This is a genomic window from uncultured Moraxella sp. (assembly GCF_945873075.1).
Taxonomy (GTDB): Bacteria; Pseudomonadota; Gammaproteobacteria; order Pseudomonadales; family Moraxellaceae; genus Moraxella.
Window position 1 is genome coordinate 43,970 of sequence record NZ_CAMCBS010000007.1, and the last position, 23,937, is coordinate 67,906.

The following is a 23,937-nucleotide window of genomic DNA, read 5'->3' on the forward strand; positions in this document are numbered from 1 at the left end:
TTTATCGAGATTTTCAGTCCGTTTACCTGAGCGATTATGGGGATTGTGCGAGCACAGTTTACGCCTTCGGTGGTGTTTTTACCATGTATTGACATGGCTTTGCTGTTTTATCCTTCCTGTCAAAAAAAGCAAAAAACACACTCTCCTGAAAATCAAACACCCTTATTATGAAAAATAATGCTACAATTTACAAGTAAAATTATGAACTTTTGTAAAATATTTGTCTTGACAAGTGCTTTTTACAAATTTTAATCAATAATTTATATCAAATAATTGATGAATATGCGGATGATTATTCATATAACCCGTTGAATTATTTGATAAAAATGAGAGTAGGACTAGCTATGCATTGTGATGTTTATAAATTCCCAAAAAACGAAGACTGGTATGTATATATCGCACGCCCAAATTACCCAAATGACACCGAGACTTTGACCGATTGGCTGGGCGTGTTGCCAACGGCACTACGAGCCAAGCTTGGTATGGGTCAGTTTGTGATGCACCTAGATTTGTCAAGCCGAGATAAATTGGCGCGAGCCAATATCGATGATGTGCGTGCCAAGCTTGCCGAGCAGGGCTATTATGTCCAAGCGCCACCTGCTGATATTTTGGCAGCACAAGCACTTGCCAAAGCAAAAGACGCCCAAGACAAAAAATATGATTGATAACTGACTGATTTATTGTAAGATTTTAAGTTTTACGAATTTTTAACAGTTTTTGGTAAAAAGCGTGTTAAAATAGCGATAATTTTATTGTTGGTTGTTACGATGAATTGGTTAAAAGACTTACCGCTTGAAAAAATCAGTGAAAGCTTGGCTCAATTTTTTGTTTGGTGGGCTCAAATCACTGAAGGTATTCCTGCTGCGCAATTGCCATTGACCGTCTATGTGATTGGCTGTGTGCTTGTGCTATTGCTTTGGCTGCTTGTGATGCGCCTGATTCCTAGACCGTTTAAGGGGATTAGCTGGGTGGCGGTGGCATCGATTTTGTTTGCACCGGGTCAAGCGGCAGGCGGTACGGGTGAAGTTGCACCTGCGATGCTTGGTGTGTTTCATTCAATTTTGATGAAAGATTTTGCCGGTGCTGTGGTGGCTTTTTTACCGATTTTGGCGGTGTTTGCTGCTCTGCTTGTGGTGGGTGCAATCTGGCAGATGCTGCGTAGTGTGATTGCCGGCGATGCCGAAAAACAAGCCGAAACCGCTCGTATCCAAGAACAAAAACGCCAAATGGCGCAGATGAATACCCAAAATCCGCAGTCTTAACAGTGTTTGAGATAAGTTTGTATTCGAAATAACTTTATGCAATAGCAAATAAACCTTGCTATTGCAGATAAATCAGCGTATAATATGCGCTTTGTTAAATGGGTTTGGCTTATCAAACCTACTTTTCAATCTCCTTGCTACTGTCAGATGTGGTCTGATGGTGGCTGTTTTAATCCGTAGGGAGTCCTTATGAGACATTATGAAGTGGTGCTATTGGTTCATCCAGACCAAAGCAACCAAGTTGCCGACATGGTAACTAAGTACCGTACTATTGTTGAAGAAAATGGCGGTGCAAACCATCGTCTAGAAGACTGGGGCCGTCGTCAATTGGCTTACCCAATCAACAAAATCCACAAAGCGCACTATGTGCTACTAAACATCGAATGTAACGATGAGACTCTAGCTCAGCTAGAAGAACTATTCAAGTACAACGATGCCATCATCCGTAGCCTAGTTATCCGCCGTGACGCTGCTATCACTGAACAATCGCCACTAGCGAAAGAAGCAGAAGATAAGCGCACTCGCAAAGCTAACCGTCGTAACGACGTTCGCACCGAACAAGGTGAGAGCGACGCTGACAGCGATAACTAATTAAGGAGATATTATCATGGCACGTTTTTATCGTCGTCGTAAGTTCTGCCGCTTTACCGCTGAAGGCATCTCACACATCGATTACAAAGATGTAGAACTTCTAAAGCAATACATCAGCGAAAATGGCAAAATCGTTCCTAGCCGTATCACTGGTACTTCTAACAAGTATCAGCGTCAGCTAGCAGTTGCGATTAAGCAAGCTCGCTATTTGGCTCTATTGCCATACACTGACAACCACAAGTAATTAACGGAGATAAATCATGCAAGTTATTCTATTACAGCGTGTCGTTAATCTTGGTAAACTTGGTGAAACGGTTGATGTAAAAGCTGGTTACGGTCGTAACTACCTAATCCCACAAGGCAAAGCACTACCTGCAACTGAAGCGAACATCGCTAAGTTTGAAGCTCGTCGTGCTGAGCTAGAAGCTATCGAAGCAAAAGAACTAGAAGTTGCTAACCAACGCGCTGCTGCATTGGCTGATGTTAATGTTATCATGCGTGCTAAAGCTGGTGACGAAGGCAAACTATTTGGTTCTATCGGTACTCGTGACATCGCTGATGCCTTGACTAAGTCTGGTCTAGAAGTAGATCGTGCTGAAGTGAAGATGCCTGAAGGCGCATTCCGTCAAGTGGGTGAGTACAAAGTTACCATCCAACTACATCACGACATCTCAGCTGACATCCTTGTGACAATTCTGTCAGAAGACGCACCACAAGCTGATGCAGACGAAGAATAATCATTAAGATTATTTAAGACAAGCCCCTAAAGTGTATAGCTTTGGGGGTTTTGTTTTTTTGGGATTTAGCTTGGGGTATGAATGGACGGTTAAGTTTTTAACTTTTATTCAAATTCCCCCAAATTTACACCAAGGAGTTTGTAATGAAATTACCAAAGATTATTAAAAGATTGTTAATGGATTAAGCATGAGATTGATTGGTGAATGGCAATAAAATGCACAACCATTTGGCTGTGCATTGATTATTATTCAAATCATGCTCGGCGAAGCACTGCCATAGCAACAGTGGCGATGAGTGCAGGGATGGCGATTGACCAGAAGTTCCAAGCATGGGGTAGATTTAATGATAACAAGAAACTTGTGATGATTGGACCGACAATTGCACCGATGCGACTGACCGCTGAAGCACTACCGATACCCGTTGTACGGATATGTAGTGGATAAAACTGCGCCAAATAGCTGTATAATAAAATTGATGTGCCGATGGTGGTTGCGCCTGCGACAGCGACCAAGCTATACAGAATGATTGGTGGTGAGTTGAATGCTAGTGCTGAAATCGAAACGGCAGCAAGTGCGCACATAGTCACGATTACAGGCTTAAGGTGGAATTTATCAGCTAAGATACCGCCCAAGATCGCACCAACCATCGCACCGACATTGAGCGCAAGTAGGAATAAAATACTAGCACCCAATGAATAGCCGGCCGATAGCATCAATTTTGGTAGCCAGCTAGATAGCGTATAAGTCATCAATAGACACATAAAAAATGCCGTCCAAAACATCAATGTCCCAAAAGCACGACCTTCGGTAAATAGCTGTCTGAATGCAAGCTTGCATTGGCTGCTTGGCGGCGCTGCGACTTCTGCTAGCACAAGTTGCGTGTTTTCATTGATGGTTAGGCTTGGTTCAACTTTTTTGATGATGTGTCGAGCTAGACTTTGTTTATTGTCTTTGACTAGATAAGTTAATGATTCTGGTAGGAATTTCCAAATCATCGGAAAGCCTGCAAGGGGGATGCCTGCCAAATAAAACATGATTTCCCAACCGTAATCCTTGACCAAAAATGATCCAAGTAGCGCAGAAATAATTCCGCCGACGGCATAACCACTAAACATGATGGATACCATCGTTGCACGAGATTTTTTGGGTGCGTATTCTGAAGTGAGAGCGACTAGATTTGGCATCACGCCGCCAATGCCCAAGCCTGCCAAAAATCGTAAAATGGCAAATTCTGTCGGTGACGGAGCGAATGCACCCAAAAATGTAAAGCCGCTAAAGAAGGCTGTACAGGTCATGATGATTTTTTTGCGACCAAATTTATCGGCCAAAGAGCCAAAAATCATCGCGCCAAACATCATACCAACGAGTGCGGAACTAGCCAGCATCCCTGCTTCAACAGAAGTCAGTGACCATTGCTCCATTAGAAGTGGCAGGGCAACGCCATAGATGACCAAATCATAACCATCAAAAATGATGACCAATAAGCACCAAAACAGCACCTGCCAATGGAATTTTTGGAACTTTGCATTGTCAATGACATCATTGACATTGATCGTTTGCGACATACACAGATCTCCTTATTGCGTGTAAAATTCGCCTGCAAAAAATGCCTGCAAGCGAATGCTTACAGAGCATAGCATACATCCATCCTTTATGCTAAAGTAATGATATATCATTCTACATGATTTGTTCATTTTGTAAACACAAATTAATAAAAAAATGTGGGAAAAAGTGGGGGAGTTCAGGTGTTTCAGAAATTGTCATTGTGGCGGGTGGCTGTTTAAAATAATGATGGCTGTGACAAATCATCACCCGTCCCAAAATTCGAAAAAGTCACACCAACTAAGCGAATAGCAAGCGTACGATCGATTTGCTGGAATAATTGCACCGCCCATTGATAGGCTTGTTCGGCACTTTCAAAAGGCAGCTTATGTGTATGACTGCGAGTGATTTGGCTAAAGTCGGCATATTTGACCTTTAGTGTGATGGTGTGTGCAGTCAGCGAACGTGCTTTTAGCGCATCATAGGCATCGAGTGTCTGTTCATGGATTTTGGCTAGGATAATCTCATCTTGGCTGATATTCTCACCAAAGGTAATCTCAGTGCCGATGGATTTGCGAATACGCTCAGCCTGCACAGGGCGATGGTCGATGCCGTGGGCGATATCGTGATAATATTGACCCCGTTTTTGCCCAAAGAGATTCACGAGCGTGCTAAGTTCGGTTTTACGCAGTTGTAAGCCAGTATGAATGCCTAAATCGTGCAGTTTGGCACTGCTGGATTTGCCAATCCCGTGAAATCGCTCAATCGGCAGGCTATCAATCAGTGCTTGGGCGTACTCGGGCACGATGACGGTGATGCCATTGGGTTTGTTGATGTCGGATGCGATTTTGGCAAGCATTTTATTGTACGATACGCCAGCGGATGCGGTCAGCCTTGTGGTATCAAAAATCGCTTGGCGTAGGTGATTTGCCATCAGTGTTGCCGAGCCTTGATATAGATGGGTGTCAGTGACATCAAGATAGGCTTCATCCAGCGATAATGGCTCAACAATCGGCGTCAGCGTACGCATGATTGCCTGTACTTGTGCGCTCACAGTACGATACGCATCAAAGCGTGGGCGGACAAAGATGGCGTGCGGACAGCGTTTTTTGGCTTCATAACAGCTCATCGCCGAGCGAATGCCATATTGACGAGCTTCATAGCTTGCGGTGGAGACGACACCACGCCCATTGGGGTCGCCACCGACGATGAGCGGTTTGCCACGCAAGGCGGGGTTATCTCGCTGTTCGACACTGGCAAAGAAAGCATCCATGTCGATGTGAATGATTTTACGCATGGCTTATTATACCGTACCTGTGCATAAACAAAAAGCGCATCACGATGGTGATACGCTTTTGGCGGTATTCTGCGATTAGAAGTGCACTTCTAAACCGACATAAGGGCCTTTAAAATCAGCCTTATACGGTGTTTGCTTACCAAAGACAGTGCCTAGATACTTGACATTCATCTCGTCATAATCCAGCGATAGGATGCGATAACCGCCTTTGATGCCCAAATCGACAGCAGCGGTCTTGACGAAGTCGTATTTTAGCTCTGCTTGTGCATCTGTGGCTTTGACATTTGTGCCGACACCCACACCAAGCTCAGCTTTGGCTGATAGGCCGGTGAATGGCAGTTTTGCGCCGACAGATGCGTATGCCATTGGTAGGGTTTTGTTCAAATCCAGCGTTTTGCCGCCTGTGTATTTGACATCGCCAGAGATGCGCTTAGCACCCAAGCCCAAATCAACACTCACGACATTGTCTAGGATTTCGTAATACGCAATGGCATCGGTGCTGGTGAATGCCACTTCGTCTTTGGCGATGGCGGTGCTTTGGCTGTGGTTGATGTCTGCATGACGCACACGCACATTTGGGATTAGCGGGACACCGTGCTCAAGGCTTGCAGATAGCATATAGTTGCCTTGGTCGTCATAGTTTTGTTTTACGCCATTGTTGGTAACATCAGCAGAGGTGTGCCAGTAGTTGGCATCGGCATATAGACCGTACAGGGTGTCAGCGTGTGCTGTGCTTGCGACAAGTAGTGCAGTAGCAATTGCGATTTTTTTCATAAATAACACTCAAAAAGTGCCCCATCAACGACAGGGCAGGCTAGGGAAAATTTGACCAGTTATGCCAAAGTCGCACCAACTGGCATGGTGTCAGGCAAGGTGATGACGGTTAATTGACCGTCTTTTTCGGCGGATAAAATCATACCTTCAGAGATGCCAAACTTCATCTTGCGTGGCGCAAGGTTCGTTACGCAGACGACTTTTTTGCCGGTCAGCTCTTCAGGCTTATAGAACTTGGCAATACCGCTAAACACATTGCGGGTATGCTCTTCGCCGACATCTAGGGTGAACTGAAGTAGCTTATCTGCCCCTTCGACACTGTTACACTCAATGACATGAGCAACTTTCATGGTCACTTTGGCAAAGTCATCAATACCGATGAACTCGCTACCTGCTTGAGCAGCTTTGTCAGCGCTCTTGGCTTTGTGATCTGATTTACCATCTGCTTTTTGGGCAGGTTTGGATTCTAGATTTTCTTTAGAATCATTCACCATTGCATCGACTTTGTCTTTTTCGACACGGCTCATCAGCGGGCTAAAGGCATTGATGCTATGACCAAGCAAATGCTGCTGACGGCTGTCAAAGTCTAGCGTCTCGACATTCAAGAAGGTACGAGCATTGTCAGACAATACCGGTAAAATCGGCGCAAGATAAATCACAAGCTTATGGAAAATGTTCAGCGCAACGGTGCAGACAGCTTGCACTTCTTCGGTTTTACCTTCTTTATTTAATGCCCATGGCTTGTGCGTGTCGATGTATTCATTTGCCTTATCTGCGCACGCCATGATTAGACGAGTGGCACGGCCAAATTCACGGGCTTCATAGGCGGTGGCGATATCGCTGCCTGCATCGATGATTTCTTGGACTAGGGCAGGTTCTGCCAAAGTATCCGCCAATTTGCCATCATTATTCTTATGAATAAAGCCTGCACAGCGAGAGGCGATATTGACGACTTTACCAACCAAGTCCGAATTGACTTTTTGCATAAAGTCTTCAAGGTCAAGGTTAATGTCTTCGACGCTGGCGGACAGTTTGCTGGCAAAATAATAGCGCAGATATTCGGGATTTAGATGATTCAGATAGGTTTCGGCTTTAATGAAAGTGCCACGAGATTTACTCATTTTCTCGCCATTGACGGTCAAAAAGCCGTGCGCATTCACCACTGTCGGTGTACGCAGGCCAGCACCTTCAAGCATCGCCGGCCAAAACAGCGCATGGAAATAGACGATGTCTTTGCCGATGAAATGATATAGCTCGGTGGTGCTGTCTTTTTTCCAATATTCATCAAAATCAAGCCCTGTACGCTCGCACAGATTCTTAAAGCTTGCCATATAGCCCACAGGCGCATCTAGCCACACATAAAAATATTTATCAGGCTCGCCAGCTGGCGTATTTGGAATCTTAAAGCCGAAATACGGCGCATCACGGCTGATGTCCCATGGTGCAAGACCTGCATCAAACCATTCAGACAGCTTATTATAAATCGCTGATTGCAAGCGGTTGTCGCCTTTTGTCCATGATTTTAAAAAGTCTTCAAACTTTGGCAAATCAAAGAAATAGTGCTTGGATGATTTGACCACAGGCGTTGAATTGCTCAATGTCGAATACGGGTTCTTCAGCTCGGTGGCGTTATAGGTGCTTGAGCAGACTTCGCAGTTATCGCCGTATTGGTCTTTGGCGCCGCATTCAGGACATTCGCCTTTGACAAAGCGGTCGGCTAGGAATAGGCCTTTTTCGGTGTCGAATAATTGCTCAACATCTTTGGTAAAGATATAGCCGCCTTGCTCAAGCTTGGTGTAAATCTCTTGGGAAAATTGCTCATTTTCTGGGCTGTGTGTCGAGTAATAATTATCAAAACCGATATAAAAGCCTGCAAAGTCCTTTTCGTGCGATGCTTTGACAGTGGCGATTTGTTCTTCGGGGGTGATGCCGTTGGCTTCAGCTTTTAACATGATAGCAGTGCCGTGCGCATCATCTGCGCAGACATAGGTGACGGTATGACCCATGGCTTTCATGGCTCGCACCCAAATGTCGGTTTGGATGTATTCCACCAAATGCCCTAAGTGAATCGGGCCATTGGCATAAGGCAAGGCACTGGTAACAAGAATTTTGCGATTGGCGCTCATGAATTTACCCCAAAAATTATTCGAATGAAAATCTGTCTATCATACCGTAAATCGGTAGAAAAATCATCTAAAATTCGTTGGTATGGTTGGTTGTTAATCATTTGGTTTAAGACACAGTCGCCATAGAGCAAGCAGGCTCATGATGAGCATGACGGCAAATAAATAAAACAGCTTGGGTGCGATGAGCTGGGTAGGGACGCCCATTTGATTAAGCTGTACAAACATCTGAATACCTTGTGTGCTTGGCAGAAGCTCGGCAAAATTGACAAGCCACTTTGGCATGCCAACAAAAGGATAGGCAAGCCCTGATAACAAAAACAGTGGCACAGATGAAAAAATCAACAACTGCCCAACTCGCTCAGAGCGATCAAAAAATGATGACAGTGCTGATGCGATGGCAATGACAGCACCGACAAAAATCGGTGTCGCAAGCACCATACCCCAAAAATTGCCACCACGGGGATAGTCCTGCTGCCAAAACACAAAGCCATACAGATACCAGCTTGATAAAGTGCCAATCAACCCCGCAACGAGATATACAGAGATGAGTTGGCTGATGCGTAGCCTTCGATGTGTTTGTTGAAAACCGCAAATAAGCATACCGACACCAAGTAGCAGCGTCTGATGGACAATCAAAGGAGCTATGGCGGGAAAAACATAACTGCCATACCCGCTTGTGGTATTAAATAGTGGCTGTTTGTGTATAAGTGTCGGTAGTTGTAGATGGCTGATTTGAGTAAATTTAGCCATTTCATCAATAAGCACCTGTTCAAGCGAGCTGATCAGACCTGTGCTCACCGTCTGTGTTCTAAGTAAATAAGCCCCACTCAGATACAGTCCGATACCACCAGTTTCGCCATGATGAATGCTTTGGCTGAGTGTCTTTGGCAGGTATAGTATCCCTTCTGCTTGCATACTTCGTACTTGTTTTAGCGCTTGGGGCAAGCTGTTTGTGATGTCAATGACTTCAACATTTGGGCTGTGTGATGTGGTGCGGATGATGGTGTGGCTCAGTGCGCTTTGTTCTTCATCGACGATGATTAGGGGGAGTGCCTGTGCATGCTGAGCATGATAAGCGGTGGGATAAAAAATGCCATAAAAGCCGATTGAAAGCACCATCGTCAATAAAATAGAGCGATTTTTTAGTATTGCAAGAAAAGTTGCAATACAGTCTTGAAATAGTGTCAAAAATGCTTGCTTCATGATGATGCACCTGTATCGGTGACTAGATTGTGGGCAATTTTGCGCACCAACATCAAGCAGATACTGCCAAAGAGAATGACAAATAGCAGTAAGATGAGTAAATTTGGCAACATAGACTGCCAAGGACTACCGATAATCCAACTTTGGGTTTGGAGCTTGGCAAAGCTAGTAAATGGAATGATATTTGACCAAAACTGCGTAAATGTCGGCGCATTATTGAGCGGTAATGACACACCGGCAAAGCTCATCGATGAGCCGCCATAGACCGCGAGCAGCCCAAAGCTTTTGTTCGCATCACGAACAACTAGAGCAACCATAGCACCAAACAGTGCATAAGCACCATAAAATAGCACCTGCGCCATCATCAACCACAGTGCGCTACCTGCGATGGCATATTGGCGCACCCAAATCATCCAAGTAAGCCAAATTGCCGCCCACAGGATTATCACTAGCGTGTAAAGACTTACTTTACCAAGCAAAGCGGCAATGGGTGAATCCTTGAGCCAATCGCTAGCTGTGCCATCGGCAAATTCAGTGCCTATGGCATACGCCACCAAACAGCTTAAGAGTAGATGCAATACTGCTGCCACCACAAACGGCGATAAAAATAGCTCATAACTTAGCGTGGGGTTGAATAAAATTGTCACCTTGATAGTAGGTAATGCTAAGTGCAACGATGGTAGGGTGTTTACCAAATACGACTCACTTAAAAACGACTCTACACCTGATAATGCTGCGGATGACATCGCTGATGCGCTACCACTGCCCATGCTGTATAAGGCTTGATTGTACACCAAAAGCAGTCCAGGATCTTCGGCATTGACCAAACGAGTTTCGGCATTTTTTGGGATATATAGATAGCCGCCGATGTCAAGTGTGTTGATGGCACGCTCGGCATCTTGTGGATTTTGGCTGACTGCGACGGCATCCAGCGATTGATGATGGCTGATATGGCGGATGATATGATGGCTTAGCTCACTTTGATCTCGATCGACGACCATGATGGGTAGATGTTCGGCTTTGGTATGGATGAACATACTTCCAAACAGCACAATCACCAATAGTGGTATGCCAAATAGCGCAAACAAATCCCAACGGCTATCAGAGACTTTGCGCACTTCACGAAAAAAGCTGTCACAAAATCCTGTCATAAATCGAGAAAATGCGGATGGCTTGGGTGAGTATCTCATAAAAAAAGCTAAATGGCGACCATGATGTTGATGTACTTGATTCTAACGATTTAGTCGAATATCAAAAATGACGCTCATGCCTGTGATCAGTCCATCGATTGGCGTGGTTGGTGTGAGTGTCACTTCAAAACTTCTGATGTCATAACCGCCGGTTTGTTTGTTGCTTTTGATGGTGGCAAACTCTCCTTCAGCGCCGATATGACTGATGCGAAAATCGACTTTTTTATCCAGCGCAGGGATATATCCCGTCAGAGTGTCTGCACTACGGATGCTTGGTAGGTAGTCTTCACGCACGCTTAGCAGCACATGTTCGCTTGGGTGAATCATGCTAATCACAGGGACGGCGATGGCGACAAGCTCGCTTGGTTTGGCGTAGATTTTATTGATCGTACCATCAATTGGGGCGATGAGCGTTGTCTCTGCATCGAGCGCTTGTGCTTCGGCGACGGCGGCCTTGGCGATTTGCACTTGAGCATCAGCGCTGGATTTGGCTTCATCGCTACGACCATGTTTTGCCTTGAGATACTGCTGGTGTGCAGCTTCACTCATCTCAGCCGATGATGTTTTGGCTGCCATCATCTCGTCACGACGCTGACGACTGATGACACCTTCTTGATATAGATATTCTCCCCGATTGGCAGTTTCGTGAGCGAGCTTGGCTTGGGCTTGCAGACTTTGCCAATTGGCATATAAACTATCGGTATTTTCTTGGCGAGTGCCACGCATGGTTGCTTGCTGTGCTGCGAGTGCAGATTGCAAGGCGGCATCAGCCTGTTGTTTTTTGGCTTCGATTTCTGGACTAATGAGCTTGGCTAGTATTTCGCCTTTTTTCACCATTTGTCCTTCTTTGACATAGATGGTATCGATGCGACTTGGTAGTTTGGTGCTTAGGTTTACGGTTTCACCATCAACTTCCCCTTGCAAGGTGATGATGTCATCACCCACGAGTTTGTTTTTGGTTTTGGCGATAAACCCATTAGATTCATTGGCTGGGCGTGGTGCAGTGCTAGTATCTTCATAGCTTTTTAGCAGTCCATAAGCGATGAGCAGTAGTAGCGATGCGATCAAGACTGCCACCAATAAAATCACGATGGGTTTTTTGTTTCGTTTTTTATAAGTGGCATCAGCTGCTTGCGGTTCGCTATGCTCGGTGATTTGGGTTTCGTCTGTCTGCTTTGAAGGTTTGAGTGTTTTGGTCATGGCGATAGTGTATGATAATTATATAGTGTATGATAATTATAAGGTGATGACATCGGCCTGATGTAGATAGCGGCTAAACTGATCAAGCTCGCCTGTGTGATGAAGTAAATTTGCTAATGCCATCACATAGCGATAAGCATTCGTCGCCATCTCGCTTTCAACTTGTTGTAATCGAGTCTCGGCATCGACGACATCAGCGACAGTACCAAATCCTTCTTTAAAAGCAAGTCTTTGGATGCGTAGATTTTCGATGGCTGCTGCTTTATTTTGTGCAAGTAGCGACTGTGTGCGCTGCGCATGTTGTAGCTCTAGATAAGATAGATGCATGGCACTTGTTAAGTCGGTTGTTGCTTGTGTGGCGCTTAAGGCAGCGGCTTGTGCTTGCAGGTTGGCTGCTTGAATTTTGGCATCACGATCAAGTCCAGAGTATAGCGTATAATTGGCAGCAATACCGACGAACCAGTCACCGTCATCAGGTGTGTATTCACCTAGGGCGAATACTTTGGGTTTTTTGGCGGATTTTGCCAAACCGACACGCTCATTGGCAAGCTCGATATCTTTGGCAAGTTTTTGACTGGTGGGTGCATTGGTGTTGAGCTTATTTACCAAGCTATCCCAATTTGGCTGTAGGGTGTGATTGATAAATAATGGCGTTGTAAGTGTGCTGATGTGCTGACTGTTTAATAAGCTTTGTAATTGAAACAGGCTTTGTTCATAAGTTAGCATGCTATTTTGATATAGCTGCTGAGCGTGATTGCGTGCCACTTCAAACTGCATCCGCTGACCACGACTGATAAAGCCCACTCGCTCAAGTTGATGTGCATTATTGACATGAAGTTGCATCGCATCATATTGTGCTTTTGCGCTGTGCTGTAATGCTTGTTGTAATTTTGCACCAAAATATAAACGAATCAGATTGAGTCGCTCAAGAGAAATCTGCTCAAGTTCAGACAATGATTGACGCTGCGCACCAAGTTTGGCAATTTGCTGACTGCTACGAATCGCACCACCTGCATAGATTGGCATGGTCACAGCGATGCTTGGTTTAAATGAGCTGTCTTTTGCATCAAGATGTACTTCGTTTGGTAGGCGAGAGATAGCGCGATTTAGTAGGGTATGTGTTGTGGTATTGACAATTTCTGCGCTAATGGCGTCCAGACCCAGATTGCCAAGATTGGCACTTTGGTGATCAAGCTGTTGACCAACATCTTGAGCAAGCTGATTTTTGAGTGCTTGCGTTGAGATATCAGCGGTCTGATGATAGCTAAGCGCTCGCATATTAAGCGATACCGTCGGCCTGCCCAAACCCTGCACGGCTTTGACTTCTTGTTCGCTAGCTTGGCTAAGCAATGCCGATGCTTGTACACGATTTGACTGTGTGAGCAGGTCGGATTCAGCCTGCTCAAAGCTATAACTGTACGCTGTTGTCGATAGGCTTGCAATGCCAATTAGGACGCCGATAAATTGTGCATAAAGCCGCATAACTCTCACCACTTAAATAAAATTTCAATACAGACAATAAGAATAATCTAATCCAAAATGCGTAAGGTTGTACCTTTGCTTGATGGCTTGTTGTCGGTATCGTCATCAGATGCACTATCTGCTTGCTCGGCTTGATAGCCGTCATATTCTGCTGGGTCAAAAAATGCCCCATGCTCAGGGTCTTCTTTGGCATAAATACCCATCACCGCCTGCATCGGTATCCACAGCTCTTGTGAGACGCCACCAAAGCGTGCAGAGAAACTGATGGCATCATTATCAATCATCAAATTATGCGTCGCTTGATATGAGCAAGCAAGCACCAAACGGCCATCTTGGGCGTATTGTAGCGGTGCGACGACATCAGGGTGTGTGGCATCAATCATGATATAGGCGGTGAAGTCGTTGTCTTCTAGCCACTCGTGAAATGCACGGATAAGATAAGGGCGTTTTGGTGTGGTCATGGATAATCCTTAAAAATCAAACTGGCTTTAAAGCTATTTCGCTCAAATAGTCGCTGTTGATATTCAATCAATGGTCGGCAAAGATGGCGTGGTAGCTCAATACCCATCTGCGGTAGCCGCCATAGTAAGGGCAATAAAATTACATCGCACCAGCCGAATTCATCAGCCATAAAATACGGCTTATGCCCAAATAAGGGCGAGAGCGTGATGAGTGAGTCAGAAAGTGATTTTTTGGCTTGAGCGGCTTTATTGACATCATAGCTGTCAGGATGAGTCAGTAGGGTGTATGCTTCTGACAGCCAGTCCTTTTGTAGTCGCCAAGCAAGCAAGCGAGTTTGGGCACGCTCTTTTGGGGTAATGGGGAGTAATCTTGGGAACTGGTGGCGTTCTTCGAGATATTCAAAAATGACATTGATTTCATACAGTGCCACATCACGATTGGCGAGCACAGGCAGGGTACGATAGGGGTTGAGCTCGCTTAACTCTTCGGGACGTTCGTCGTCAATGGTGTGTAGATGGTAGTTTAATCGCTTTTCTTCTAACAGTAGGCGTACCAAATGACTGTCGATCCCTTGGTCGGCGTATAGGATAAACTGTGTTGGGGGTAATTGCGATAAATTTTCCATTGGACAACGCTTGGAGAAATACGCTGTTAGTTTAACAAAAAATCTAGGGAATGTGTATAAAATATCTCAATTCAAGGATAAAAACTTGGTCAATCAAAAAGGCTGATTGAGGACAATCAGCCTTTTGCTTTGTGGTGTTTGATGATTATTTCACATCTTTCCAGAATTCTTTGTTCAACAAGTAAACAGGAATTAGTAGGATAAGTAGGAATAAAATCACAAACGCACCGTAGATCTTACGGTCATGACGGACTGGCTCAGCCATCCATGCCATGAAGTTCACTAGGTCACCGACACGAGCTTCATACTCTTCTTGACCAAGTTGCTCTTGCATATTGTGCAATACATGTGGCATGGCAGCATTTGCAAGTACCAAGTTGTTTGCACCCCAAGGACGGCTTGGATCTTCATAGAAGCTTAGTAGATAGGTATATACCCAATCATCACCACGCAGGCGAGTCTCTAGCGATAGGTCAGGTGGCGCAGCACCGAACCATTTAGCCTGAACTTCTGGATCAATGCCAGCAGTGATGTGATCACCGATTGCATTGGTTGTTACCATCAAGTACTTTTCGACCAATTCAGGTGGAATGTCTAAATCCTGTGCCAAACGAGAGTGGCGAACATATTGTGCAGTATGACAGCCGACACAGTAGTTCATAAAGGTTTGGGCACCACGCTGTAGCGAACCTTTGTTGGTAAGGTCAATTGGCGCTTTACTGCATTGAAGCGTAGTTACAGTGCCATCAGCTTCGGTATAAGTGCCACAACCTGCGCCACCTGCCGCCATGGCGTTGGTGCTTGCAAAAGCACCAACAGTAGCCAATACAGCACCTGCACCAAACTTAGCTAGTGTATTCAGTGCTTTCATTAGTGACCTCCAGTTACGCGTTCAGGTGGTTGTTTGCATTTCTCGATTGATGTGTAGAAAGGCATCAATAAGAAGTATAGGAAATAAAGTACAGTACAGATACGACCAACAATTGTAGCGGTTGGGCTAGCTGCAGTACCACCTAGATAGCCTAGGATGATAAAGCTTACAACAAAGATTGCCAAAGCGATTTTTGATAGGATGCCTTTGTAACGGATTGAACGAACAGGTGAACGGTCAAGCCATGGTAGGACGAACAATACAGCAATCGCAGCACCCATTGCAATCACACCACCAAGTTTGTGCGGAACAGCACGAAGGATGGCATAAAATGGCATATAGTACCAAACTGGCGCAATGTGTGGCGGCGTTTTTAAACCATTTGCTACTTCAAAGTTTGGTTTTTCTAGGAAGTAGCCACCACCTTCAGGTACGAAGAACACCACTGCAAAGAAGCAGATGAAGAAGACAACGATACCAACCATATCATGAACTGTGTAGTATGGGTGGAATGGAACGCCATCTAGTGGCACGCCGTTTTTGTCTTTTAGTTTCTTAATGTCGATACCGTCTGGGTTGTTTGAGCCGACATGATGTAGTGCAACTAGGTGCATGAATACCAAGCCAACCAACACTAGCGGAATAGCGATGACATGTAGGGCGAAGAAACGGTTAAGTGTGATGCCAGAGATTAGGTAGTCACCACGAACCCATTCAGCCAGACCATCACCAATAAATGGAATCGCTGCAGGTAGGTTCAAAATAACCTGTGCACCCCAGTATGACATGTTGCCCCATGGTAGTAGGTAGCCGAAGAAACCTTCAGCCATCAAGCATAGGTAGATACCCATACCGATTAACCATACAAGCTCACGCGGTTTCTTATAAGAACCGTATAGCAAGCCACGGAACATATGCAGATACACGACAATAAAGAATGCTGATGCACCAGTTGAGTGCATATAGCGAATCAACCAACCGCCTTTAACATCACGCATGATGTATTCAAGCGATGCAAACGCACCTTCTGCGCTTGGGTTGAACATCATGGTTAGCCAAATACCAGTAACCAGCTGATTGACCAAAACAACCATCGACAATACGCCAAAGAAATACCAGAAGTTGAAGTTCTTTGGTGCGTAGTACTTCGACATATGATATTCATAAGTCTCAGTTGCAGGGTAGCGTGCATCCACCCAGCTCATTAATTTTTTTGCAACGCTCATGATTATGCCTCCCCAACGGTCAAAATCGTGCCATCAATGCTATAAATTGGCACTGGTAGGTTTAGCGGAGCAGGGACGCCGCTATAAACACGACCAGCTAGGTCATATAGCGAACCATGGCATGGGCAGAAGAAACCGCCGTACCAGTCTGCACCACCTAGGTCGGCAGCGCCCACTTCAGGACGGAATGTCGGTGCACAGCCAAGATGCGTACAAACACCTTCCACGACCAAAATCTGCGGAGAGATTGAGCGGGTTTCGTTTTTGCAGTTTTCAGGCTGAACTGACTGTTCAGAATTAGGATCGCTAAGTTTAGGAGCGACTTTAGCTAGGTTTGCCACCATCTCATCAGTACGCTTGACGACAAAAATTGGCTTGCCGCGATATTTGACTGTAATCATCTGGCCATTTTCGATACCGCTGATGTCTTGAACGACAGCAGCGCCAGCAGCTTCAGCTTTGGCGCTTGGATACCAAGAACGGACAAATGGGGTAGCAATCGCACCAACACCAACTGCACCGATGGCAGCAGTGGTTGCGATTAGGACTCTACGGCGTTTAACATTCACGCCTTCGGCATGGCTCATTAAAACTTCCTCCAGAATATAAGAATGGGAATATCCCATACTGGGTGTGTGGCTATGATAAAACACTTTTATCTAAAATGCCACATTTGCTGTGCCTATTTTTACAAATATGACTATTTTAAGCTATTTTTGTAATAAAATAAATTCTTCTATTGCTAAGATACAAAAAAAAGTCGCAAAAATTTTAATGATTTAACAAAAAAGCGGCTTTTGTTAATTTAATTTTATGTCAGTATAATAAATTATTGTATAATCAAGAATTTTTGACCAATTTTTATCACTCATCTGTTACTTTATTTTCGCCAATATTTCTACTTTGCTAAGCCAAAATTGTATAAAAATTAGGCAAATTGACACTTTATAGTTAGAAAATATAAATTAATTGATTTAAAAATAACCAAAATAATTATAGTTATACTAACTAAATTTTTTACAATTTTTTAAAAATATAAGTGGAAATAAATTAAGCGTGTAATTTTGGGTTTTAGTGTATTTTGATAATTTACTCTTGTAAGATAAATTATCAAAACTTGATAAATACTGGATAATAAAAAACTCCCGATAACAATCGAGAGTTTTTTTGAACGATAATCGTAAAATTAACGTTTTGAGAACTGTGGACGACGACGTGCTTTGCGCAGACCAAGTTTTTTACGCTCAACTTCACGAGCATCACGAGTAACGAAACCAGCTGCTTTTAGTGCAGGCTTGTAAGTTTCGTCTTGTTCGATCAATGCACGAGTGATACCGTGACGGATTGCACCTGCTTGACCATTGATACCGCCACCAACAACAGTGATGTATAGATCAACGCTGTTAGATAGGTCTAGAAGTTCTAGTGGCTGACGAACAACCATACGAGAAGTTTCACGACCAAAGTATTCGTCAAGTGATTTACCGTTTACAACGATGTTACCTGTGCCTTTAGACAAGAAGACACGAGCGGTAGAAGTCTTGCGGCGACCAGTGCCGTAATTGCGTTCCATAATGTCTCCTTAGATGTCTAGTACTTTAGGTTGCTGAGCTGCGTGTGGGTGTTCAGTACCCGCATACAGTTTTAGCTTTTTGATCATTGCATAGCCCAAAGGACCTTTTGGAAGCATGCCTTTTACAGCTTTGTGCAACACATCTTCTGGCTTGTGCGCTAGAAGTTTAGTGAAGTTGGTCTCTTTGATACCGCCTGGATAACCAGTGTGGCGATAGTACTTCTTGTCCTGAGCTTTTTTGCCAGTTACAGCAATTTTGTCAGCATTGATCACAACGATATAATCGCCAGTATCAACGTGTGGAGTGTACGATGGCTTGTGTTTGCCACGCAGACGAGAAGCAATTTCAGAAGCTAGGCGACCTAGTGTTTTGCCTTCAGCGTCCACGACATACCAGTCATGTACAACTTCAGCGGGTTTGGCACTGATAGTAGTAGTCATATAAAACCTATTTAGTTGAGTTTGAGAGATAGACAAATAAAAAATCTCAAGCCATAAGCTTGATTTTATTTGTTTTTTAAGTTGGGGAAACGAAGGGCTCTCAAAAAACAGTCCCCATTTTACCAAATTTTATAGCACCAATGCAAGTGCTATTTGGCATTTGATAAACTTTTTTTGTCAAGATTTGTCACTGATAAGTGGCATAAATACCGTGATTGGGTATCACTTTTTCTTATCATCATCGTCATTATCACTATCGCCTGGGATGATGGCTTTGCCGACAGCGGCCGTGCCTTTGACGACGCCTTTGGTGGTTTTGTAGGCGATTTTGGCAGGTACAGTGACGACTTTATGGACGCAAGCTTGTAATAATAGTGCGCTTGACAATAAACTGATTAATAAGATAGCTTTCATAAATTATCCAAATGATGTGCTATGCCATTATAGCGTGGCAACAGGCGCGAGTAAATAGGCGTGCGCTTGCCCGACTTTGGTGTATTTGACGGTGTCAAATTGCTGAAGTGTCTGCTCATTGAGCACTTCATCTATTAGCTTATCCGCTTCAAGATAAATCAGCGTATCACTATGCATGAGCTGATGAGCCTGTAGTGCATCTATCAGCGGTTGCCACAGCATCGCTGCGTAGGGCGGGTCGATAAAGATAATATCAAAAGGCGTGCCTAATGTCTCAATCACCGTTACCGCATCACCATTGATAATGCGTGTCGTGGTATCAATGTGCAGTAGCTTGGCATTGGTGGTCAGCTGTTTAGCTTGTAAGGGATTTTTTTCGATTAATACCGCACTGCCTGCACCACGAGAAATGCACTCAAAGCCAAGCACGCCGCTGCCTGCACAGACATCAAGCACACGAGCATCAGTAAGTGCACCCATTAGCCAGTTGAATAATGTCTCACGCAAGCGGTCGGGCGTCGGGCGTAGTCCATCGGCATCAATAAAGGATAAAAGACGACGCTTATGCACACCGCCGATGATGCGTACTTGATTGGTTTTTTTGTCGTTATTTTTCTGGGTTTTCATAAATGGCTAAATTTGGCTTTTATAACTGTTTATACATTATACAGCTTGTACAGCAGTGTATTTTATGATTTATAAATCATGTTTAAAATTATTGACACAAAGCCTTGACAATCGCATCATTCATCTTGGGGTCAAACTCAAGCTTAGGCACACTGCAATCAACGCTAATGCCCAATGGATAAGCCAATGCACGACGCTCAAAAAAATACAAATTGGCTGATTTAAGCGTACCATTAGTGCTGACATTGGCGGTATCGAGCACGACAAACTGAAACACCTGTGGCTTGATATACGACCAAGGGCGAAACCAAGTGCTTTTTGAGACTTCGGCGACGATGACACTGCCTGCGGGTAGCTTGGCTTTGGTATCATCAAACCATGTGTATTCGCTATACACCTGAAAACAAATCATGCCAATGCCTGCAGCGGCTGGTACAATCCATTTTGGCGTTTTTTTATAAAACAATCGAATTGGCAGAACAAGCCCTGCGAACAAAAACCCTGAAAATACGGTTGCCAAAATTTCCCAAAACATCATTGTCGTCGTATCCTTTTGTTAATCAGTTGTTCATCAGTCATTTTATCAACTGTATCAATAAGCCAGCCAAAAAGCTTAAGGCGGTGATTTTGATAAATACTTGCAAAATCAATGCGGTTTATTATAGTCAAGCTTGGCAAAAATTGCTAGAAATGTTTTTATAACCCAAATAGATGTATCAATTTATTTACAAAACCTGTCTTGAGCACCTTTTGAGCCTGCTTTGGATAAATGAAAGCAACCATCTTTACAAAAACTATGTTAAAATTATCGCCATTTAACATACTCACAAAGATTATACCAAACCCATGTTTTCGACCCTGTGGCAAACACTGACCGAACATCCTGAATTTATCGCCATGCTGACCATTCCGCCTGTGACGGCTTTTGTCACTTGGGCGCACGTGTGGATGGCGCTTGAGATGCTGTTTCGTCCAATTAAGTTTTGGGGCATTGCCATCAAAAATATGCCCTTTGGGCTCAAGGGCTTGGGCTGGCAGGGGATTGTGCCTGCCAAAGCGGGTAAAATCTCGGGCGTGATTGTTGACCAGACGCTCTCAAAGCTTGGTTCACTCGATGAATTTTTTCAGGCGATGGAGCCTGAAGAGATGGCGGAGTTTATCACAGCGACGGTGGATAAGAACCTAGAAAGCTTGATTGATGAAATCATGCTTGAGCGTTCGTATGCCCTATGGACGCATATGCCGTACGCCATTCGTCGTCGTATCTATGCTCATGTGCACGCCAAACTGCCAGATATCATGAAATCGCTTGTCATGGATTTGACTTATAATGTCGAAGAGCTGGTCGATATGCGTGCGATGATTGTCAGCAAGATGGAAAATGACCGCAAGCTGATGGTAGATATGTTCCTAAGAGTTGGTAAAAAAGAAATTAACTTTATTTGGAAAATCAGCGCATTGATTGGCTTTGGCTTTGGTGTGGTGCAGATGGTGCTGTTTTATTTTGTGCCGCAGCATTGGACAGTGCCGTTTTTTGCGATGGTGTGGGGCGCTTTGACCAACTGGATTGCGATTTGGATGGTGTTCAACCCTGTTGAGCCACGCCGTGTGCCATTTATTCGTCTGTTTCGTTATGAGATGGATGGTGATACCAAAAAAGTGGTTTGGATGCGTCCGCATTGGCATCACTATTCATGGCAGGGCGGTTTTATGAAACGCCAAGATGAAGTGTCAAGCGTGTTTGCCGAAATCGTCGTCAATGAGCTTGTAACACTTGAGAATATCATGCATGAGATGATGTATGGGCTACGAGCGAATAAGACCCGTGAGCTGATGAAATCGCATCTGTATGAGATGCTAGAGTCGCCTGTGGTGGCAACGACGCTCAAGGTAGGTATGGATGAGCGTACTTTGGATGATTTTAAAGATACCATCTTGGATAAATCCATCGATGCGACGATGGTGCCAATCCGTGACCCTAAGCTCAATACATCTAGAGCGAGTAAGATTTTTGGGTTATTTGAAGGGCGAATCCGTGCGCTGACGCCCAAAGAATTTCAAAACCTGCTAAGACCTGCTTTCCAAGAAGATGAGATGACGCTCATCGTGCTTGGGGGGATTACGGGATTTTTGGCAGGTTGGTTGCACTTGGTGATGGTGTTTTTTTAGGAAAATGGTATCCGACCCACCAAGTCTTTTGCTTAATTGATGTATGACATCAATAAGCCATTTATAAAACACTGCAAAAACTTTGCACAGTAATTTGCACAGTAACATGAGTCATTTACGATGTTAATAACAGAACTTGGATATTTTTCGCTATTGCTTGCGTTTATGCTGGCGATATTACAGGCGATTTTGCCTGCCATTGGCGTAATCAAGCACCAAGGGCAGTGGCAACGACTGGCACCAAGCCTAGCGACGGCGCAATTTTTGGCGATGATGGTGTCGTTTGGCGCACTGATTGCAGGGTTTTTGCACAATGATTTTAGCTTGGTTTATGTCGCCAAGCACTCAAACAGCCTGTTGCCTTGGTATTATAAATTGTCGGCGACTTGGGGTGGGCACGAAGGTTCGCTACTATTATGGATGACGATTTTGGCGACTTGGTGCATGCTCGTTGCGGTATTTAGTCGTGGCTTGCCCCTAGATATGCGTGCTCGTGTGCTGTCGATTCTAGGTGCAGTGCAGACGATGATGCTTGCGATGATGATTTTTACTTCATCACCGTATGACCGTGTGTTGCCAAATCTACCTGTCGATGGCGCTGACCTAAATCCACTACTTCAAGACCCGGGATTGATTTTCCATCCGCCGATGCTATATATGGGCTATGTGGGCTTGGCTGTGCCGTTTGCGTTTTGTATGGCGGCGCTGTGGGCAGGGCGACTTGATGCCGTGTGGACTCGTTGGAGTCGTCCGTGGACGCTGACCGCTTGGGCGTTTTTGACGCTAGGTATCGCACTGGGCTCTTGGTGGGCGTATTATGAGCTTGGCTGGGGTGGTTGGTGGTTCTGGGACCCTGTTGAGAATGCCTCATTGATGCCGTGGCTGGCTTCTACTGCGCTGATTCACTCGCTTGCCGTGACCGAAAAGCGTGGCGTGTTCAAGGCATGGACAATTATGCTGGCGATTTTTTCGTTTGCACTTAGCTTGCTGGGTACTTTTTTGGTGCGCTCAGGGGCGATTACTTCGGTGCATTCGTTCGCCGCTGACCCAACTCGTGGCTTGGCAGTGCTGGCGATTTTGGCGGTGGTGATTGGTTTTGGCTTATTGATGTTTGCTTTGCGTGGTTGGAAATTGACCGTGGAGAGTAGCTATAAGCTAAAATCTCGTGAAACTGTGCTAGTTATCAACAACCTAATTTTACTTGTGGCGACGCTTGTCGTGCTACTTGGTACGCTATATCCAATCATCGCTGATTTCTTTAAGCTTGGTCAAGTTTCTGTTGGCCCACCGTATTTTAATGCATTGTTTGTGCCTTTGACTTGGCTGCTGCTTGGCTTTATGGGTGTGGGTGCGGTGATGCGTTATAAATATGACAGCCGTCCACTACTAGCGGCGATGATGGCGTGCGGTGTCAGTGCCATAGTGCTTGGTGCATCGGTGGCGTGGCTGATGTCGCAGCTAGCCGAAGAGCCAGCATTTGACTATAGCGTGTATGTGACAGGTATTCTTAGCGTATGGGTGCTTGCCTTTATGGTGTTTGACATCAAAGATAAGCTTAAGCACAACAAAGGTAATATCGCTCAAGGCTTGACCAAGCTATCACCGAGCTACTGGGGGATGCAAATTGCCCATCTGGGTGTGCTTGTCTGTGTGCTGGGTGTGGCAGGTACAAGCAGTATGAGTATCGAAAAAGATGTCGCTATGACGGTCGGTGACAGCGTGCATGTACAAGGTTATGATTTTCATCTACAAGCTTTTGAACAGGTGAAAGGGGCGAACTATGATGCCACTCAAGCAACCATCACCGTCAAAGAAAACGACAAGCTCATCACCACACTATATCCACAAAAGCGTGATTATGTCGTCAGCATGATGCCAATGACCGAAGTGGGTATGCGCCCAAGCCTATTAAAAGAAGTCTATGTGGCACTTGGCGAGCCCATCACTGATGCCAAAGGCAAAGTCAATAACAACACTTGGGCGGTGCGTGTCTATGTCAAGCCGATGGTGCGCTGGATTTGGCTCGGTGCGATTATCATGGCTGCCGGTGCGTTTATCGCCATCATTGATAAGCGTTATCGTCTTGGCAAATCAAAAGCAAAACACATCAATCAAGGAGCATAAA

25 protein-coding genes and 1 riboswitch are annotated in these 23,937 nt (G+C 44.8%); of the genes, 7 read left to right on the plus strand and 18 right to left on the minus strand.

What is annotated here, in order from left to right:
- Window positions 1-4 precede the first annotated feature (4 nt).
- A riboswitch (glycine riboswitch) is annotated at window positions 5-158 on the minus strand.
- 186 nt (window positions 159-344) lie between these two features.
- From Q0N89_RS03775 to rplI, 5 genes are all read left to right on the plus strand, one after another.
- Window positions 345-665: a YcgL domain-containing protein gene (locus tag Q0N89_RS03775; protein ID WP_294033524.1), complete on the plus strand. Its 321-nt coding sequence runs from the start codon at window positions 345-347 to the stop codon at window positions 663-665.
- 102 nt (window positions 666-767) lie between these two features.
- Window positions 768-1,262, plus strand: a complete 495-nt coding sequence (locus Q0N89_RS03780) for a hypothetical protein (protein WP_294033526.1) — start codon at window positions 768-770, stop codon at window positions 1,260-1,262.
- Between the two features lie 189 nt (window positions 1,263-1,451).
- Window positions 1,452-1,853 carry a 30S ribosomal protein S6 gene (gene rpsF, locus Q0N89_RS03785; RefSeq protein WP_078254228.1) on the plus strand — a complete coding sequence of 134 codons (402 nt, stop codon included), beginning with the start codon at window positions 1,452-1,454 and terminating at the stop codon, window positions 1,851-1,853.
- A 16-nt stretch (window positions 1,854-1,869) separates the two neighbouring features.
- Entirely contained in the window at window positions 1,870-2,097 is a 228-nt protein-coding gene (rpsR, locus tag Q0N89_RS03790) for a 30S ribosomal protein S18 (protein ID WP_076556033.1), read from the plus strand.
- Between the two features lie 16 nt (window positions 2,098-2,113).
- Window positions 2,114-2,590 (plus strand): 50S ribosomal protein L9, encoded by a 477-nt coding sequence (rplI, locus tag Q0N89_RS03795; RefSeq protein WP_078254227.1) that lies wholly within the window; start codon window positions 2,114-2,116, stop codon window positions 2,588-2,590.
- Window positions 2,591-2,844: 254 nt separating this feature from the next.
- Here rplI and Q0N89_RS03800 read toward each other — a convergent pair whose 3' ends face one another.
- From Q0N89_RS03800 to Q0N89_RS03885, 18 genes are all read right to left on the minus strand, one after another.
- The gene (locus Q0N89_RS03800) at window positions 2,845-4,155 is read right to left on the minus strand and encodes an aromatic acid/H+ symport family MFS transporter (RefSeq protein ID WP_294033535.1); all 1,311 of its coding nucleotides are present in this window, start codon (window positions 4,153-4,155) and stop codon (window positions 2,845-2,847) included.
- A 215-nt stretch (window positions 4,156-4,370) separates the two neighbouring features.
- A complete protein-coding gene (gene dinB, locus Q0N89_RS03805) occupies window positions 4,371-5,429 on the minus strand; it encodes a DNA polymerase IV (RefSeq protein ID WP_294033537.1) in 1,059 nt (352 codons plus the stop codon).
- A gap of 75 nt (window positions 5,430-5,504) precedes the next feature.
- A complete protein-coding gene (locus Q0N89_RS03810; RefSeq protein ID WP_294033539.1) occupies window positions 5,505-6,203 on the minus strand; it encodes a TIGR04219 family outer membrane beta-barrel protein in 699 nt (232 codons plus the stop codon).
- Between the two features lie 59 nt (window positions 6,204-6,262).
- The gene (gene metG, locus Q0N89_RS03815; protein WP_294033541.1) at window positions 6,263-8,329 is read right to left on the minus strand and encodes a methionine--tRNA ligase; all 2,067 of its coding nucleotides are present in this window, start codon (window positions 8,327-8,329) and stop codon (window positions 6,263-6,265) included.
- A gap of 93 nt (window positions 8,330-8,422) precedes the next feature.
- Window positions 8,423-9,532 (minus strand): ABC transporter permease, encoded by a 1,110-nt coding sequence (locus tag Q0N89_RS03820; RefSeq protein ID WP_294033544.1) that lies wholly within the window; start codon window positions 9,530-9,532, stop codon window positions 8,423-8,425.
- The gene (locus tag Q0N89_RS03825) at window positions 9,529-10,722 is read right to left on the minus strand and encodes an ABC transporter permease (RefSeq protein ID WP_294033546.1); all 1,194 of its coding nucleotides are present in this window, start codon (window positions 10,720-10,722) and stop codon (window positions 9,529-9,531) included. Before Q0N89_RS03825 ends, Q0N89_RS03820 begins: the two co-directional genes overlap by 4 nt.
- Before the next feature lie 42 nt (window positions 10,723-10,764).
- Window positions 10,765-11,922 carry an HlyD family secretion protein gene (locus tag Q0N89_RS03830; RefSeq protein ID WP_294033548.1) on the minus strand — a complete coding sequence of 386 codons (1,158 nt, stop codon included), beginning with the start codon at window positions 11,920-11,922 and terminating at the stop codon, window positions 10,765-10,767.
- A 36-nt stretch (window positions 11,923-11,958) separates the two neighbouring features.
- Window positions 11,959-13,404 (minus strand): TolC family protein, encoded by a 1,446-nt coding sequence (locus Q0N89_RS03835; protein WP_294033550.1) that lies wholly within the window; start codon window positions 13,402-13,404, stop codon window positions 11,959-11,961.
- 47 nt (window positions 13,405-13,451) lie between these two features.
- Window positions 13,452-13,865, minus strand: coding sequence for a ClpXP protease specificity-enhancing factor (locus Q0N89_RS03840; RefSeq protein WP_294033552.1), 414 nt, complete (start codon window positions 13,863-13,865; stop codon window positions 13,452-13,454).
- A complete protein-coding gene (locus Q0N89_RS03845) occupies window positions 13,862-14,491 on the minus strand; it encodes a glutathione S-transferase N-terminal domain-containing protein (RefSeq protein ID WP_294033554.1) in 630 nt (209 codons plus the stop codon). The genes Q0N89_RS03840 and Q0N89_RS03845 overlap by 4 nt, the downstream gene beginning before the upstream one ends.
- 145 nt (window positions 14,492-14,636) lie before the next feature.
- On the minus strand, window positions 14,637-15,362 hold the full coding sequence (locus Q0N89_RS03850) for a cytochrome c1 (protein WP_294033556.1): 726 nt from the start codon (window positions 15,360-15,362) through the stop codon (window positions 14,637-14,639).
- Window positions 15,362-16,567, minus strand: a complete 1,206-nt coding sequence (locus Q0N89_RS03855; protein WP_294033599.1) for a cytochrome bc complex cytochrome b subunit — start codon at window positions 16,565-16,567, stop codon at window positions 15,362-15,364. The genes Q0N89_RS03850 and Q0N89_RS03855 overlap by 1 nt, the downstream gene beginning before the upstream one ends.
- A gap of 23 nt (window positions 16,568-16,590) precedes the next feature.
- Entirely contained in the window at window positions 16,591-17,175 is a 585-nt protein-coding gene (gene petA, locus Q0N89_RS03860) for a ubiquinol-cytochrome c reductase iron-sulfur subunit (protein ID WP_294033558.1), read from the minus strand.
- A 599-nt stretch (window positions 17,176-17,774) separates the two neighbouring features.
- Window positions 17,775-18,161, minus strand: a complete 387-nt coding sequence (gene rpsI, locus Q0N89_RS03865) for a 30S ribosomal protein S9 (RefSeq protein WP_078254214.1) — start codon at window positions 18,159-18,161, stop codon at window positions 17,775-17,777.
- Window positions 18,162-18,170: 9 nt separating this feature from the next.
- Window positions 18,171-18,602 (minus strand): 50S ribosomal protein L13, encoded by a 432-nt coding sequence (gene rplM, locus Q0N89_RS03870; protein ID WP_078254213.1) that lies wholly within the window; start codon window positions 18,600-18,602, stop codon window positions 18,171-18,173.
- Between the two features lie 222 nt (window positions 18,603-18,824).
- Window positions 18,825-19,016 (minus strand): NF038104 family lipoprotein, encoded by a 192-nt coding sequence (locus Q0N89_RS03875; RefSeq protein ID WP_294033563.1) that lies wholly within the window; start codon window positions 19,014-19,016, stop codon window positions 18,825-18,827.
- Between the two features lie 27 nt (window positions 19,017-19,043).
- Entirely contained in the window at window positions 19,044-19,643 is a 600-nt protein-coding gene (gene rsmD / locus Q0N89_RS03880) for a 16S rRNA (guanine(966)-N(2))-methyltransferase RsmD (RefSeq protein ID WP_294033565.1), read from the minus strand.
- 88 nt (window positions 19,644-19,731) lie between these two features.
- Window positions 19,732-20,181, minus strand: coding sequence for a hypothetical protein (locus tag Q0N89_RS03885; protein WP_294033567.1), 450 nt, complete (start codon window positions 20,179-20,181; stop codon window positions 19,732-19,734).
- Window positions 20,182-20,489: 308 nt separating this feature from the next.
- Here Q0N89_RS03885 and Q0N89_RS03890 point away from each other — a divergent pair, with 308 nt between their 5' ends.
- A complete protein-coding gene (locus Q0N89_RS03890; RefSeq protein WP_294033568.1) occupies window positions 20,490-21,812 on the plus strand; it encodes a hypothetical protein in 1,323 nt (440 codons plus the stop codon).
- Between the two features lie 120 nt (window positions 21,813-21,932).
- Window positions 21,933-23,936: a heme lyase CcmF/NrfE family subunit gene (locus tag Q0N89_RS03895; protein WP_294033570.1), complete on the plus strand. Its 2,004-nt coding sequence runs from the start codon at window positions 21,933-21,935 to the stop codon at window positions 23,934-23,936.
- Window position 23,937 lies beyond the last annotated feature (1 nt).